Raw genomic sequence first — 14,038 nt, 5'->3', positions numbered from 1 at the left:
TCGGATACTCCGCATTCAGTTGATAAACATAATCAGAAGGCCTGCCGTGCCCTGTTGATTACTTCTTCTTTTTCGGGGCGATGACCATGATCAGCTGGCGTCCTTCCATCTTAGGATGCTGTTCGACCGAACCGTACTCGAGCAGGTCAGCTTCAACCCGCTTGAGGAGTTCCATCCCCAGCTCCTGGTGGGCCATCTCACGGCCGCGGAATCGCAAGGATACCTTGGCCCTGTCCCCGTCACTCAGGAAACGTACCAGGTTGCGCAGTTTTACCTGGTAATCCCCTTCCTCCGTCCCTGGACGAAACTTGATTTCTTTTACCTGAATCTGCTTCTGGTTTTTCTTCGCTGCTGCAATCTGCTTCTTCTTTTCGAAGATCGATTTGCCGTAGTCCATCACCCGGCAAACCGGTGGGACTGCGTCAGCAGAGATTTCTACCAGATCAAGCTTTGCTTCTTCAGCAATACGAAGCGCTTCATCAATCGAGACGATGCCAATCTGCTCGCCATCAGCGCCAATTAACCGAACCTCGCGTGCCGAGATATTCTCGTTGATCGGGGCTTTCGGTGCAGCTCGTTTATCTTGTCTCATTTCACGCTTAATAATAATTACTCCGAATCTGGGCGACCACGCCGGGAAACCGCTTGCGCGAGAAACTCAGCGAACTGGGCGACGGGCATCGAGCCCAGGTCAGCACCTTCACGAGTACGCACAGCGACAGTCTGCATCTCGACTTCCTTATCTCCGATAACCAAAAGATAGGGAACCTTGAGCAAAGTATGCTCGCGGATTTTAAAGCCGATCTTTTCATTTCTCAAGTCGGACTTGGCACGAAATCCGCTTTCGTTGAGAGTTTTTTCCACTTCAGCAACAAAATCTGCCTGTTTATCAGTGATATTCATGATCACTGCCTGGGTTGGCGCGAGCCACGCAGGGAATGCACCTTCATAGTGCTCGATCAGAATCCCGACGAAACGCTCGAACGAACCGAGGATCGCCCGGTGCAACATCACTGGGTGCTTGCGACTGTTGTCTTCGGAGACGTATTCGGCGCCAAGACGGACAGGCAGGTTGAAATCGAGCTGCAAAGTACCACATTGCCACACACGACCGAGGCAATCTTTCAGCGAGAATTCGATCTTCGGCCCGTAGAACGCGCCTTCACCTGGCTGCAGATCGTACGGCAGGCCAGCACTGTCAAGGGCTGCAGCCAGTGCCGCTTCGGCGCGATCCCACAACTCGTCGGAACCCACACGCTTTTCCGGACGAGTGGACAGCTTCATCTCGACGTCGGTGAAGCCGAAGTCGCGGTAAACGTCCATGGTCAGCTTGATGAACGCTGCGGATTCGGCCTGCATCTGCTCTTCGGTGCAGAAAATATGGGCGTCATCCTGAGTGAACGCACGCACACGCATGATGCCGTGCAGCGCACCCGACGGCTCGTTACGGTGGCAAGCACCGAACTCGGCCAGACGCATCGGCAGCTCGCGGTAGCTCTTCAGGCCCTGGTTGAATACCTGCACGTGGCACGGGCAGTTCATCGGCTTGATGGCGTAGTCGCGGCTTTCCGACTCGGTGGTGAACATGTTGTCGGCGTAGTTGGCCCAGTGCCCGGATTTCTCCCAGAGGCTGCGATCGACCACTTGCGGGGTCTTGATCTCCAGGTAGCCGTTGTCACGCTGCACCTTGCGCATGTACTGCTCGAGCACTTGATACAGGGTCCAGCCGTTCGGGTGCCAGAACACCATGCCTGGCGCTTCTTCCTGGGTGTGGAACAGGCCCAGGCGCTTGCCGATCTTGCGGTGATCGCGCTTTTCCGCTTCTTCGATGCGCTGGATGTAAGCCGCCAGCTGCTTCTTGTCAGCCCAAGCTGTGCCGTAAACGCGCTGCAATTGCTCGTTCTTGGCATCGCCGCGCCAGTAGGCGCCGGACAACTTGGTCAGCTTGAAGGATTTCAGAAAACGCGTGTTCGGCACGTGCGGGCCGCGGCACATGTCGACGTATTCTTCGTGGTAGTACAGGCCCATGGCCTGCTCGTTCGGCATGTCTTCGACCAGACGCAGCTTGTAGTCTTCGCCGCGGGCCTTGAACACTTCAATCACTTCGGCGCGCGGAGTGACTTTCTTGATGACGTCGTAATCTTTATCGATCAGCTGATGCATGCGCTGTTCGATGGCGGCCATGTCGTCCGGAGTGAAAGGACGCTCGAAGGCGATGTCGTAATAGAAGCCTTCATCGATGACCGGACCGATGACCATTTTCGCAGTCGGGTACAGCTGCTTGACCGCGTGGCCAACCAGGTGCGCGCAAGAGTGGCGAATGATCTCCAGCCCCTCTTCATCCTTTGGCGTGATGATTTGCAGCGTCGCGTCACTGTCGATGATGTCGCAGGCGTCGACCAGCTTGCCGTTGACCTTGCCGGCCACGGTGGCCTTGGCCAGACCTGCACCAATGGATGCGGCGACCTCGGCTACGGAAACCGGGTGATCGAATGAACGTTGACTGCCGTCGGGAAGAGTAATAGTTGGCATGGCGCCTCCTCTCCTAGTGGTGACCCCTACCAAAGGTCACGTGGGTTGGGATGAGCCAGTACAAGATCCGATCCAGGCCATTCAATGACGAACGCCTGCCTTACAGCGGCAGGAGCCTTGCGGCCAACCGGAAAACCGAACCAGAGTGACTGGGATTCAAATCAGAATATTCGCACGCTGACCGCTGCCGGGGCTGAAGGCCGTCCGGAGCCTGAGAACGCTTGAGCCCGGCATGCTAGCACAGATGAGCGGTCATCGACGTCATCGAATTGAGGTGTTGCTGATTTGCGCATTTTTGCGGCGCGAAGTGAACTTGGGATATACGCTTTGCCTCAAATAAGCTGAGAATCGTCGCCGATATCAACCCAAGGAGTTTCCGACATGCGCCTTATCCGACTTTTTGCTTTCGCGGCCCCGCTGGCCCTGCTGCTGCCGCTGAGTGCCAACGCGGCCTGGCCTGCCGGCGTCAAAGCCCAGTACATGAACGACTGCACCGCCGCAGCCAGCAAGAGCGTCAATCCGGCCGAAGCCAATAAGCACTGTGCTTGCGGTGCCGACGTTCTGGAAAAGAAATTCACCACGCAAGAGATCGCACAGCTGATGGACAAGAACACCCCGCCGAGTGGTGAACTGGGTCAGCGCGCACTGAAAGAAATCTCGGTTTGCCGAGTGCAGAAATAAGCGCTGACGAATGTTTTTTTGGGCGTCCAGCAGGCTAAAAACCGCCAAAAAGACCCCGAAATCGATAATTTACGCAGGTTTTATAGCTTTTTTTACACCCTCTTCTTTCGGCTGAAAGCCACTGAAACCGGGGCTTGCAGACATTTCAGAGGTTGAAATCGATGCAATATGAAAGCAAACAGCACGTCCGGGGGGCTACCAAAGCGAACATTTCGACTATGATACTCCGGTGTGCCCAGTTGGCCTGAGCAGCACAGTACTACTGAAAATATATGTTTCTTGGAGATACACCATGTCTAATCGCCAAACCGGCACCGTTAAATGGTTCAACGATGAAAAAGGCTTCGGCTTCATCACTCCTCAAGGTGGCGGTGACGACCTGTTCGTACACTTCAAAGCTATCGAATCCGACGGTTTCAAAAGCCTGAAAGAAGGCCAGACCGTCTCTTTCGTGGCTGAGAAAGGCCAAAAGGGTATGCAAGCTGCACAAGTTCGCCCAGAGTAATTTCCCGGCGCACTAAAAAAACCCCGTCCATGTGACGGGGTTTTTTATGCCTGCAACAAAAGCGCTCTGCAATCAGCCGCAGTTGACGCGGGTGACTACCAGGTTGTTGTCGGTATTCAGATTCAAGCGATCGGAACGATACTCCAGAGTAATCATGTCCGTTGGCTTGAGGAATCGAGCGTTTTGCGCGCCAGCCTTGGCACGAGCCTGATCGAGCAATTCCGGCGAAGCTTTTTTACCGATGGCAAATTCCGCTGCCTTTGCTTCACAGCGGCTATGACCGGCATCGGTCGCCACAGAATCCTTTGCCGACTCGCTGGAGGTTGTGCTGCAACCGGCCAACATGGCAACGGCCATAAGTGCACCCAGAGACGCGAACTTCAAAGGCATGAAGCCTCCTTTTTTCAAATGGTTAAGCTGAGATCGTGCGACCGCCAATCTGGCGTTTGGTTTCACAACAAGTGCTGCCACCCTGCCCCACAATCCGGAAAAACGCCGAGTCTGCCTGAAGTGCGCGCAACGCATCCTCACGCAATCGTCACCGAATATTAACGAAGCTCAATAGACGTCGATGTAATCGAGCGGCGGATTCGGCCAGTTGTCTTTCAGCGCGTTGAAAATCTGCATCACCCAGACTTCATCGCTGGCCGCGACGTTGCCGACATACCCCGACCCCTTGGCCCAGGTCTCCAGGCGAAACAGCAGGCCATCGATGTCCTGCCCGCCCGTCACGCCAGAAGAAATATAGGCAATCCCCCCCTTGGTCACACGCAGCTGCGTGTGCACATCATCGCTGGCCGACGCCAGCAACTGGCGCACAGCGTCGAGTGTGAGGCCGTCGGGGGTGTTCAAATCGATCTGCACAGCACATTCCTTGGATCAGCCGGAAAAGACCAAGTGTCGCATAGCGTCGCGCTCATGCCTAAGTCGCAGTGCCAAACGCCCGACAAAGTGGTTAACTCAGGTACAGACATTCCCGACTTTTCGAGCGCACTCATGAGCACCGTAAGCATTTCTGCCGACATCAAGGTTCTTTGGCCGAAGGGGCACAGTTCGTATAGCCCGGGCAGTTCGGAGGAGCTGGCTTTGATCAGCATCGATCTGCTGGTCAAGACGATGGGCACCCAAGGCGCACAAGCGTTTATCGCCCAGGTGTTTGAGCGGTACCAGCATGAAGGCAAGAGCACGCAGGACACCGAGAGAAAATAAAAACCCGCAGGCTGGCACCTGCGGGTCCATGCCTTATTTCAAGCGCTTCAGACGCTCGGTCAGCAGATCGAAAAAGCCCTGGGCATCGCCGTTCTCGACCCAGAATGCATTCTTCGGTTGTTTCAGGCCGTCGTACCAGTCGACGACAGTCTGGCCAAAGGTGATCCCTTCACGGCTGTCGATGGCCACGTTCACCGAGCGACCGGTGAACAGCTCAGGCTTGAGCAGGTAAGCGATGACGGTCGCGTCATGCACCGGGCCACCCGGAATACCGTAGTGCTCCATGTCACCCTTGATGTACTCGTTGAGGATGTCGCCAACGATCTTGCTCGCGTTGTTGTTCAGCGCAGCAATCTGCTTCAGACGTGCGTCGCTGGTGAGGATCTTGTGGGTCACGTCCAGCGGCAGGTAGGTCAGCTTCACGCCACTCTTGAGCACCACTTCCGCCGCTTGCGGGTCGGCGAACAGGTTGAATTCGGCCACCGGGGTGATGTTGCCGCCATTGAAATGCGCGCCACCCATGATCACCACTTCCTTGATGCCATTAACGATCTCAGGCTCCTGGATCAGCGCCAGCGCAAGGTTGGTCTGCGGGCCGAGCATGGCGATGGTGATGCTGTGCGGCTTGGCTTTTTTCAAAGTGTCGATCAGGTAGTTGACCGCATTGCCTTCGGCCAGGCCCTTTTTCGGCTCATGCACGGTGACACCCGACAGGCCTTCCTTGCCATGGATGTTCTCGGCGTAGATCGGCGTACGCATCAGTGGCTTCGGCGCACCGGCATAGACCGGAACATCTTCGCGCCCTGCCCACTCGCGAGCCAGGCGCGCGTTACGCGAAGTCTTGTCGAGACGCACGTTGCCAGCCACGGTGGTCAGTGCGCGAATGTTCAGTTCATCCGGCGATGCCAGGGCGAACAGCAAGGCGACCACGTCGTCAGCACCCGGATCGGTGTCGATGATCAGGTCGATCTTTTCAGCAGCCTGAGCGCCGGTGGCGGTAATAAAAGACAAAAGCAGCAGACTCCGAAGCAATTGGTGGAGTTTTTGAGCATAGCGGTGCATGGCGCATTCCTTGTGCTGATGAAAATGAAAGGGTCGAAAACCCGATTAGAACGTTACCCCGGCCACCAGCACGATGTTGCAGTACGGCTGACATTCGCCTGTACGAACAATCGCCCGTGCCTGTCGGCTGAGAACCTTGAATTGCTCATGAGTCAGCAGATCGCGCCGACCGAGAGCGCCCTCTTCTTGCAACTCGTCCAGCACGGCCAGTGCAGTCGGCCGCTTGTCGAGGATTTCATTGGCCAGCACATGGCGCTCCACCTGCATCTCACTGAGCACGACTTTCAGCGTGCTGATGAAATCCGGGACACCGTGGGTCAGCGCCAGATCGATCAACTCGACACCTGGCGGCACCGGCAGTCCGGCATCACCGATGACTACCATGTCGCCATGGCCCAGGGAGGCGATCAGCCGCGACAACGCGATGTTGAGCAGTGGAGTCTTTTTCATGCGGGTTTGAACGCCTGTACGTCGGACATCGTTGGAATGGAAGGTTGTGCGCCGGCCCGGGTCACAGACAATGCTGCCGCGATCTGCCCGTAACGAATTGCCTCGGCCTCGGATTTGCCACTGGCGAGCGCCGCGGCAAAACCGCCGACGAAGGTATCGCCCGCAGCGGTGGTATCGACGGCCTTCACCTTTGGCGCCGGGAAATGCTCGAACCCTTTGCCGCTGGCAAACAGTGAACCTTGCGCACCGAGGGTAATGATGACCTTGCCCGCGCCCATGGTAATCAGATGGCTGGCCGCGCTTTCTGCGGTTTCCAACGAATCGACTGGCAACCCGCTCAACGCAGCGGCTTCACTTTCGTTGGGGATCAGGTAGTCGATGGCGGCAAACCAGTCTGCCGGCAGCGGACGACTGGCCGGCGCCGGATTGAGGATCACGGTCTTGCCCAGCGCACGTGCGCGCTTGAGCGCATGACCCACCGTCGCATCCGGGATCTCCAGCTGACAGATAACCACGTCGGCCGCCTGCAGCACCGCATCAAAGCGGTCAATCACGGCCGGGGTCATTGCACCGTTGGCGCCGGCGACGATCACGATGGCGTTCTGACTGTTGTCATCCACCACGATCAGCGCCACACCACTGGAATCTTCAACCGTGCTCACCGCGTGACAATCGATCTGCTCGGCCAGCAACGCGTCGCGCAATTGCACGCCGTAGTCATCGTTGCCAACACAGCCGACCATCGCCACTTGTGCACCCAGACGCGCAGCAGCGACTGCCTGATTGGCGCCCTTGCCGCCGGACACGGTGGCAAAGGAATGACCGATCAGCGTCTCCCCGCCTTTGGGCAGCCGTGGCGCCCGGGTGACCAGGTCCATGTTCAGGCTGCCTATTACCACTACATTTGCTGGCATACATCACTACTCGTCAATTCGGTTTCAGCGGTACTCGGTGAACACGCCAGATAGCGGCGCAGTCGATTCGCGCAAGACAATACTCGGGGTCACGATCCGTTGATCGGTGACCAGGCTCGGGGTAGCAATCCTTCGCAGCAGCACTTCGGCAGCCATTTCGCCCAACTGCAGGATCGACTGGCCGACGGTGGTCAGCGCCGGGTACACATAGCGGCTCATCTGGATATCGTCGAAACCGATCACCGACAGTTCGCTTGGCACGCGCACATTGCGCTCGGCCGCCGCACGCAGCACACCGATACCGATCATGTCGTTACCGGCGAAGATCGCGCTCGGCGGATTGCTTTTGAGCAGGACCGCCGCTGCGTTGTAGCCGCCGGTACTGGTGAAATCGCTTTCCAGCATGCGCTCGGGACGCACCGTGACTCCCGCCTCCTTCAGCGCCCGACAAAAACCGGCCTGACGCATTTGCGCCACGCTGGTACTCGACGGACCACCGATGGTGGCGATGTCACGATGCCCCAACTCCAGCAGGTGACGGGTCGCCAGATAGGCGCCATATTCATGATCAATGCGCACCAGATCCGCATCCACGCCTTCAAGCCCGCGGTCGACAATGACCATCGGCGTTTTCACGCCCGCCAACCCTTGTGCCAGACCGGTATCGCCACCCGCGGAGGCGACGATCAGACCGTCGATGCGCTTTTCCAGCAGCACACGCAAATAGCTGCGCTGTTTTTCCGGGTTGTCATCAGAGTTGCAGAGGATCACGCAGTAGCCGTTACGCTCGCAGTAATCCTCGATACCCCGCGCCAACTCGGCAAAATACGGGTTGAGGCTGTTGGGCACCAATAAGCCAATGGTCGCAGTAGTCTTGGCCTTCAGCGAGCGCGCCACCGCACTCGGCACGTAGTCGAGGGTTTTGATGGCCGCCTCGACCTTCAGCCGCACTTCCTGACTGACCGGGCGGGTCTTGTTCACTACGTGAGAAACCGTGGTGTAGGAAATCCCCGCGAGCGCCGCCACATCCTTGATCGTTGCCATTTCTTAGCCCCGTCGACTGGCGCGCTGGCTGCGATAGGTATCGAGCACCACCGCAATGACAATCACCGCGCCGGTGATGATGCGCTTGGTTGGCTCGGTGGCACCGATCTGCGCCAGACCGGCGGCCAGTACCGAAATGATCAACACGCCAAAGAAGGTGCTGATCACCGACCCACGGCCCCCCATCAGACTGGTGCCACCGATCACCACGGCGGCGATCACTTGCAGCTCAAGGCCAGAACCGGCATTCGGGTCCGCCGCTTCCAGACGGGAAATCTGGAACAGCGCGGCGATACCAGCGAGCAGGCCCATCAGGCTGAACACCAGAATCTTGTACGGCTTGGGGTTGATCCCGGCCAGACGCACCGCTTCTTCGTTGGTGCCGATACCGATCAGGTAACGACCGAACACGGTGCGGGTCAGTACAGCTTGCGCAATGAAGATCACCAGCAAGGCAATGATGAACGACGGCGAAATGCCGAAGGCGATCGGGTTAGACAGCCAGGCAAACGAATCACCGATGTAGGCGGTGCGCGAACCGGTCATCTGATACGCCAGGCCACGGGCCATTTCCAGCACACCGAGCGAAACGATGAACGACGGTATACGCCACGCCACGGTGATCGAACCGGTCACCGTACCTGCCAGTGCCGCCACCGCCATGCCGAGCAATGCGGCCGGCAACACGCCCCAGCCCCAACCGAGAATCGCCACGCTGACCGTCGAGGCGGCAAGCGCCAGCACTGAACCGACCGACAGATCGATGCCGCCGATGATCAGTACAAAGGTCATGCCCACCGCCAGCACCATCAGATCGGGGATCTGGTTGGCCAGCGTGCTGAAAGTGTCATAGGACAGAAAGTGGCTGCTCATCATCGAGAACAGCGCCACCATCGCCAACAAGGCCCCGGCCAGGCCCAGATAGGTGCCCAGACCGTAGAAATTGCCACTACGTTTGCCGGCAGAAGATGCAGTTTTCATGGGAGATCCCTAGGCGCCGCTTCATTGAGCAACGCATCACGTTTTTGGTAGCCGGCGAACGCGGCGGCAAGCAAATCATCCTGGGTCCAGCTGTCGCGCTCGAAGGTGTCGATCAAACGCCCTGCCGACAGCACACCGATCCGGTCGCAGATCAGCATCAGCTCGCGCAGGTCACTGGAAACCACCACCAGCGCCTTGCCCTGACGCGTCAACTCGCCCAGCAAGGCATAGATATCGAACTTGGCACCGACGTCGATACCGCGAGTTGGCTCGTCGAACAACAGCACCGAGCAATCGCGCTCCAGCCAACGGCCGATCACCACTTTTTGCTGATTGCCGCCGGACAGTTCCGACACCAATTGTGTCGGGCTCGAACTGCGGATGCGCATGGCGTCGATCTGACGCTGCGCCAGGGAAATTTCGTCGCTGGCATTGACGATTCCTGCCCTGGAAATCTCCGGCATGTTGCCCAGCGCGATGTTGGCGCTGATCGATTGACTGAGCAGCAGGCCTTCGCCCTTTCGGTCTTCGGTGATCAAGGCAATGCCATGCTTCACCGCATCAACCGGCGAACGCACATTGACTACCTGCGCCGGCGAACCCAGCGCAATCGTGCCGCTGTCGGCCAGATCGGCGCCGAAGATCAGTCGCAGCAATTCGGTGCGCCCTGCCCCGATCAGCCCGGAAATCCCGAAGATCTCGCCAGCACGCACTTCGAAGGAAACATCACGCACCTTGTCGGAGCGGGTCAGGCCCTTGACCGTCAGTGCCGGGGCGCCGATCTTGCGCGGGCCCATGTCGATGTGTTCGCCCAGTTCGCGGCCGACCATCAAGGTGACCAGTTGCTCACTGTTGTAGTTGGCCATCGGCTCGACGCAGACCAGATTGCCATCACGCAGCACGGCAATGCGCTGCGCGACGCGCGCCAGCTCTTCGAGACGGTGGGAGATATAGATGATGGAGACGCCACGCGCCTGCAAACGAGTGATCTGCTCGAAGAGCATTTCCACCTCGCGGGCGGTGAGCATCGCAGTCGGTTCATCGAGGATAAGCACATGGCAATCGCCGATCAGGTTGCGTGCGATTTCGACCATCTGTTGATGACCAATGCCCAGTTCGCCGACCAGGGTGTCGGGGTCAATGGCGTCGAGGCCGACCTGTGCCATGGCTTCGATCGCGGCTTTGCGCAATTGCTTGCGACTGATCCAGCCGCCGTTGCTGGGCAGATTGTCGAGAAACAGGTTTTCCGCCACCGACAGGGTCGGCAGCAGATTGAGCTCTTGCATGACCATGCGCACGCCAAGCTCTTCGGCCTGGGTGCGACTGCCCGGACGGTAGTCCTTGCCCTGGAATTGCATCTGACCGGTGGTGGGCGTAACCAGCCCCCCAATGATCTTCGACAGCGTGCTTTTACCGGCGCCATTCTCGCCGGTCAGCGCCAGCACTTCACCGCGCATCAGCGTCAAGTCGATGCCCGTGAGCACCGGTTGCGCATAGGTCTTACCGATACCGCTGACCGAGAGGACAGCGTTCGGGGCGGAAACTGACATAAAAAACTCTCCATGCGCTCGTCCGGACGGACGAGCGCCGTTGTGTCGCCGGAAGACTTACTTAGTGACCAGCTCGACTGGCGTTTCGATCACGCCATTGACGCCGCTGTCGACTTTTTCGCCCTTGAGGATTTTCAGCGCAGTCTCGATACCGAACACGGCCTGCTTGGCAGCGAACTGATCGGCCGTCGCCAGCACACGACCATCCTTGAGCATCGGCTTGATCGCATTGATGTTGTCGTAACCGACCACTTGGACCTTGCCCGCCTTGCCGGCAGCGCGCACAGCGGAAACAGCGCCAACGGCCATGCTGTCGTTACCCGCCAGCAGCGCCTTCACATCCGGGTATTCGCTGAGAATCGACGCGGCAACCTTGTTGCCCTTGTCGATCTCCCAGTCGCCGGATTGCAGCGACACTACCTTGATCTGCGCCGCCTCCATCGCATCCTTGAAGCCTGCGGTGCGTTGCTGGGCGTTGGTGGTGGTGGACACGCCTTCGATGATGCCGACTTCATCACCGGCCTTCAGTTGCTTGGCCAGGTATTCGCCGACCAGACGTGCACCTTTACGGTTATCCGGGCCGACGAAAGGCACGCTGATGTTTTTGCTTTTGACGATCTGCGGATCGAGCTGGTTGTCGATGTTGATCACGGTGATGCCGGCATCGACGGCTTTCTTGATCACCGGCACCATGGCTTTGGAATCGGACGGTGCGATGACCAGCGCGTTGACCTTGGCCAGAATCATCTGCTCGACGATGCGGGTCTGGCCGGCGGTATCGGTCTCGTCCTTGATGCCGTTGGAGATCAGGTCGAAGTCGGCGGAGTGTTCTTTCTGGTAGGCCTTGGCGCCATCTTCCATGGTCAGGAAGAATTCGTTGGCCAGGGATTTCATGACCAGTGCGACTTTGGGTTTTTCCGGGGACTCGGCGAAGGCCGAAGAGACAGGTAGCGCGGCGGCTGCGGCAGCCAGCATAGCGACAGCAAGAAGACGTCCAGCGAATGGCAGCTTCATGGGTTCACTCCGATCTTATGATTATTGTGAGCAACGCTCGCGCTGGCGTAAGCTTCAGCGCTGTCGCCGGAGCAATAGCGCACCGGAAAAGCCGCGCAAACGTTTGCGTAGACCGAACTATGCGAATCCCGCCGACATTTGTCAACAATCAGAAATCGTCGTTGTATTGCGGGGCGCAATCGTCTGATTCGCCCCTTACCGCTCAGGCCGTGGTGCTGACCAGGTTGCCGCTGGTGGAATCCTTGGACATTTCCTTGACCAGCGCCGCCGCCACTTGCATCAGCTCCCCACTGGTTTGTGCGATCTGTCCCTGGACGGACATGACCGCCTGTGACTTGGCCTCGGGCGTCGGATAGCTCGCCGCCTGAGCCGCCGCCAGTTGCTGTTGCTGCTCCTGCAGTTGCTTCTGCAATTCCTGCATGCGCTTGAGCAACATTTTTACGGTGACGCTCAGACTGTCGCCGCTGTCAGCGCTCTCCGCCTTGCTCGCTTCTTGCGCGGGACCACCAGTGCGGACTTGATTGCTCGGTTCTTTTTCAACGCCAAGGGCCTCGTCAGCCGCATCTGCTTCCGCCTTGTTCATTGCATTGATTGTCGCTGCGGTTTTACCGCCAATGGTGACTGAGCCGGGATTTGAAAAACCGATCGTCAGTGACATGTGAACTCCCTAAATAAACGTTTCCTTCAACAGCCATCGGCCTGCTGACGGGTTTCTTTAGCAGAAAACCTGAACCGGCAAGCCGTTGCGGTCGGCAGGAGATGTAGTCCCTTTCGGTGAACCGAACACGAAAGCTTCCTTTGTTCGGAAACCCGGCCATGTCATTCGCCGCATCATTGGCTAATCCATAAAATATTGATGTAAATCATGAAGTTAAACATTTTTCTAAAGCAAAGTAGCGCTGGTACAGATCCTGCTCCCTAGCCTGCACCCCGGGCATTCAGATCGGCACGGGGTGCATCTAGATGAACCTGCATCAGCACCGTCTCACTACTAGAGAGAAAAATAATGAAATCTGCTTTCAACACCTTCATTCCGGGCGCTTTGGCCCTCCTCCTGCTCCTGCCCACCGCCCTTCAGGCAAAAGAAGTCGAAACCCAGACCAAACTCGCCAACGTCGTAGTGCTTGCCACGGGCGGCACCATTGCCGGTGCCGGCGCCAGCGCCGCCAACAGCGCCACCTATCAGGCGGCCAAGGTCGGCATTGAACAACTGATCGCCGGCATCCCCGAGCTGAGCAAACTGGCGAACGTGCGTGGCGAACAGGTCATGCAGATCGCTTCGGAAAGCATCACCAACGACAACCTGCTGCAACTCGGGCGCCGCGTATCCGAACTGGCCGACAGCAAAGACGTCGATGGCATCGTCATCACCCACGGCACCGACACCCTGGAAGAAACCGCGTACTTCCTGAACCTGGTGGAAAAAACCGACAAGCCGATCATCGTGGTCGGCTCGATGCGTCCGGGCACCGCCATGTCGGCGGACGGCATGCTCAACCTGTACAACGCCGTCGCCGTCGCCAGCAGCAAAGATGCGCGCGGCAAAGGCGTACTGGTGACCATGAACGATGAGATCCAGTCCGGTCGCGACGTGAGCAAGATGATCAACATCAAGACCGAGGCGTTCAAAAGCCCTTGGGGCCCGCTGGGCATGGTGGTCGAAGGCAAATCCTACTGGTTCCGCTTGCCAGCCAAGCGCCACACCATGGATTCGGAATTCGACATCAAGAACATCAAGAGCCTGCCTGACGTAGAAATCGCCTACTCCTACGGCAATGTCGACGACACCGCCTACAAGGCTCTGGCCCAGGCCGGCGCCAAAGCCATCATCCACGCCGGTACCGGCAATGGCTCGGTGTCCTCCCGCGTTGTGCCATCCCTGCAAGCCCTGCGTAAAGATGGCGTGCAGATCATCCGCTCTTCCCACGTCAACGCCGGCGGTTTCGTCCTGCGCAACGCCGAACAGCCTGACGACAAGTACGACTGGGTGGTCGCTCACGACCTGAACCCGCAAAAAGCCCGCATCCTGGCTATGGTCGCCCTGACCAAAACCAACGACAGCAAAGAGCTGCAACGGATGTTCTGGGAATACTGAT

Annotated in this window: 16 protein-coding genes; 4 read left to right on the top strand and 12 right to left on the bottom strand. The window is 58.1% G+C overall.

Annotated elements, in window-relative coordinates:
* Positions 1–58: 58 nt before the first annotated feature.
* Positions 59–610, bottom strand: a complete 552-nt coding sequence (gene infC / locus JFU48_RS17825) for a translation initiation factor IF-3 (protein WP_170929410.1) — start codon at positions 608–610, stop codon at positions 59–61.
* On the bottom strand, positions 610–2,532 hold the full coding sequence (gene thrS, locus JFU48_RS17820; protein ID WP_003226368.1) for a threonine--tRNA ligase: 1,923 nt from the start codon (positions 2,530–2,532) through the stop codon (positions 610–612). The genes infC and thrS overlap by 1 nt, the downstream gene beginning before the upstream one ends.
* Positions 2,533–2,913: 381 nt before the next feature.
* Here thrS and JFU48_RS17815 point away from each other — a divergent pair, with 381 nt between their 5' ends.
* Complete coding sequence (locus tag JFU48_RS17815; protein ID WP_003226370.1) at positions 2,914–3,213, top strand: hypothetical protein; 300 nt, start codon at positions 2,914–2,916, stop codon at positions 3,211–3,213.
* A gap of 292 nt (positions 3,214–3,505) precedes the next feature.
* Entirely contained in the window at positions 3,506–3,718 is a 213-nt protein-coding gene (locus JFU48_RS17810; protein WP_003179963.1) for a cold-shock protein, read from the top strand.
* A 72-nt stretch (positions 3,719–3,790) separates the two neighbouring features.
* Here the strand turns inward: JFU48_RS17810 and JFU48_RS17805 are convergent, their stop codons facing one another.
* Entirely contained in the window at positions 3,791–4,108 is a 318-nt protein-coding gene (locus tag JFU48_RS17805; protein ID WP_103519852.1) for an I78 family peptidase inhibitor, read from the bottom strand.
* 168 nt (positions 4,109–4,276) lie between these two features.
* Positions 4,277–4,582, bottom strand: coding sequence for a hypothetical protein (locus JFU48_RS17800; protein ID WP_007961247.1), 306 nt, complete (start codon positions 4,580–4,582; stop codon positions 4,277–4,279).
* 132 nt (positions 4,583–4,714) lie between these two features.
* Between JFU48_RS17800 and JFU48_RS17795 the strand changes: the two genes are divergently transcribed.
* The gene (locus JFU48_RS17795) at positions 4,715–4,927 is read left to right on the top strand and encodes a hypothetical protein (RefSeq protein WP_201137152.1); all 213 of its coding nucleotides are present in this window, start codon (positions 4,715–4,717) and stop codon (positions 4,925–4,927) included.
* A 33-nt stretch (positions 4,928–4,960) separates the two neighbouring features.
* Here JFU48_RS17795 and JFU48_RS17790 read toward each other — a convergent pair whose 3' ends face one another.
* The 8 genes from JFU48_RS17790 to JFU48_RS17755 all read right to left on the bottom strand — a co-directional run bounded on the left by JFU48_RS17790 (position 4,961) and on the right by JFU48_RS17755 (position 12,600).
* On the bottom strand, positions 4,961–5,989 hold the full coding sequence (locus JFU48_RS17790) for a nucleoside hydrolase (protein ID WP_003226378.1): 1,029 nt from the start codon (positions 5,987–5,989) through the stop codon (positions 4,961–4,963).
* A gap of 45 nt (positions 5,990–6,034) precedes the next feature.
* Positions 6,035–6,439 carry a D-ribose pyranase gene (gene rbsD / locus JFU48_RS17785; RefSeq protein WP_201137151.1) on the bottom strand — a complete coding sequence of 135 codons (405 nt, stop codon included), beginning with the start codon at positions 6,437–6,439 and terminating at the stop codon, positions 6,035–6,037.
* Entirely contained in the window at positions 6,436–7,353 is a 918-nt protein-coding gene (rbsK, locus tag JFU48_RS17780) for a ribokinase (protein WP_201137150.1), read from the bottom strand. Before rbsK ends, rbsD begins: the two co-directional genes overlap by 4 nt.
* Positions 7,354–7,377: 24 nt before the next feature.
* On the bottom strand, positions 7,378–8,397 hold the full coding sequence (locus JFU48_RS17775; protein ID WP_201137149.1) for a LacI family DNA-binding transcriptional regulator: 1,020 nt from the start codon (positions 8,395–8,397) through the stop codon (positions 7,378–7,380).
* Between the two features lie 3 nt (positions 8,398–8,400).
* Positions 8,401–9,378: an ABC transporter permease gene (locus tag JFU48_RS17770; RefSeq protein WP_003226385.1), complete on the bottom strand. Its 978-nt coding sequence runs from the start codon at positions 9,376–9,378 to the stop codon at positions 8,401–8,403.
* A complete protein-coding gene (locus tag JFU48_RS17765) occupies positions 9,375–10,928 on the bottom strand; it encodes a sugar ABC transporter ATP-binding protein (protein WP_103483617.1) in 1,554 nt (517 codons plus the stop codon). Before JFU48_RS17765 ends, JFU48_RS17770 begins: the two co-directional genes overlap by 4 nt.
* A 57-nt stretch (positions 10,929–10,985) precedes the next feature.
* Positions 10,986–11,942: a sugar ABC transporter substrate-binding protein gene (locus JFU48_RS17760; protein WP_003226388.1), complete on the bottom strand. Its 957-nt coding sequence runs from the start codon at positions 11,940–11,942 to the stop codon at positions 10,986–10,988.
* A 202-nt stretch (positions 11,943–12,144) separates the two neighbouring features.
* Positions 12,145–12,600, bottom strand: a complete 456-nt coding sequence (locus tag JFU48_RS17755) for a hypothetical protein (RefSeq protein WP_201137148.1) — start codon at positions 12,598–12,600, stop codon at positions 12,145–12,147.
* Between the two features lie 348 nt (positions 12,601–12,948).
* Between JFU48_RS17755 and JFU48_RS17750 the strand changes: the two genes are divergently transcribed.
* Positions 12,949–14,037, top strand: coding sequence for an asparaginase (locus JFU48_RS17750; protein ID WP_201137147.1), 1,089 nt, complete (start codon positions 12,949–12,951; stop codon positions 14,035–14,037).
* Position 14,038: the final 1 nt, after the last annotated feature.

The sequence above is a fragment of the Pseudomonas sp. TH49 genome, assembly GCF_016650625.1.
GTDB lineage: Bacteria > Pseudomonadota > Gammaproteobacteria > Pseudomonadales > Pseudomonadaceae > Aquipseudomonas > Aquipseudomonas fluorescens_H.
Note: the sequence above shows the minus strand (reverse complement) of the source record. Positions and strands in the feature narration are given on the sequence as shown.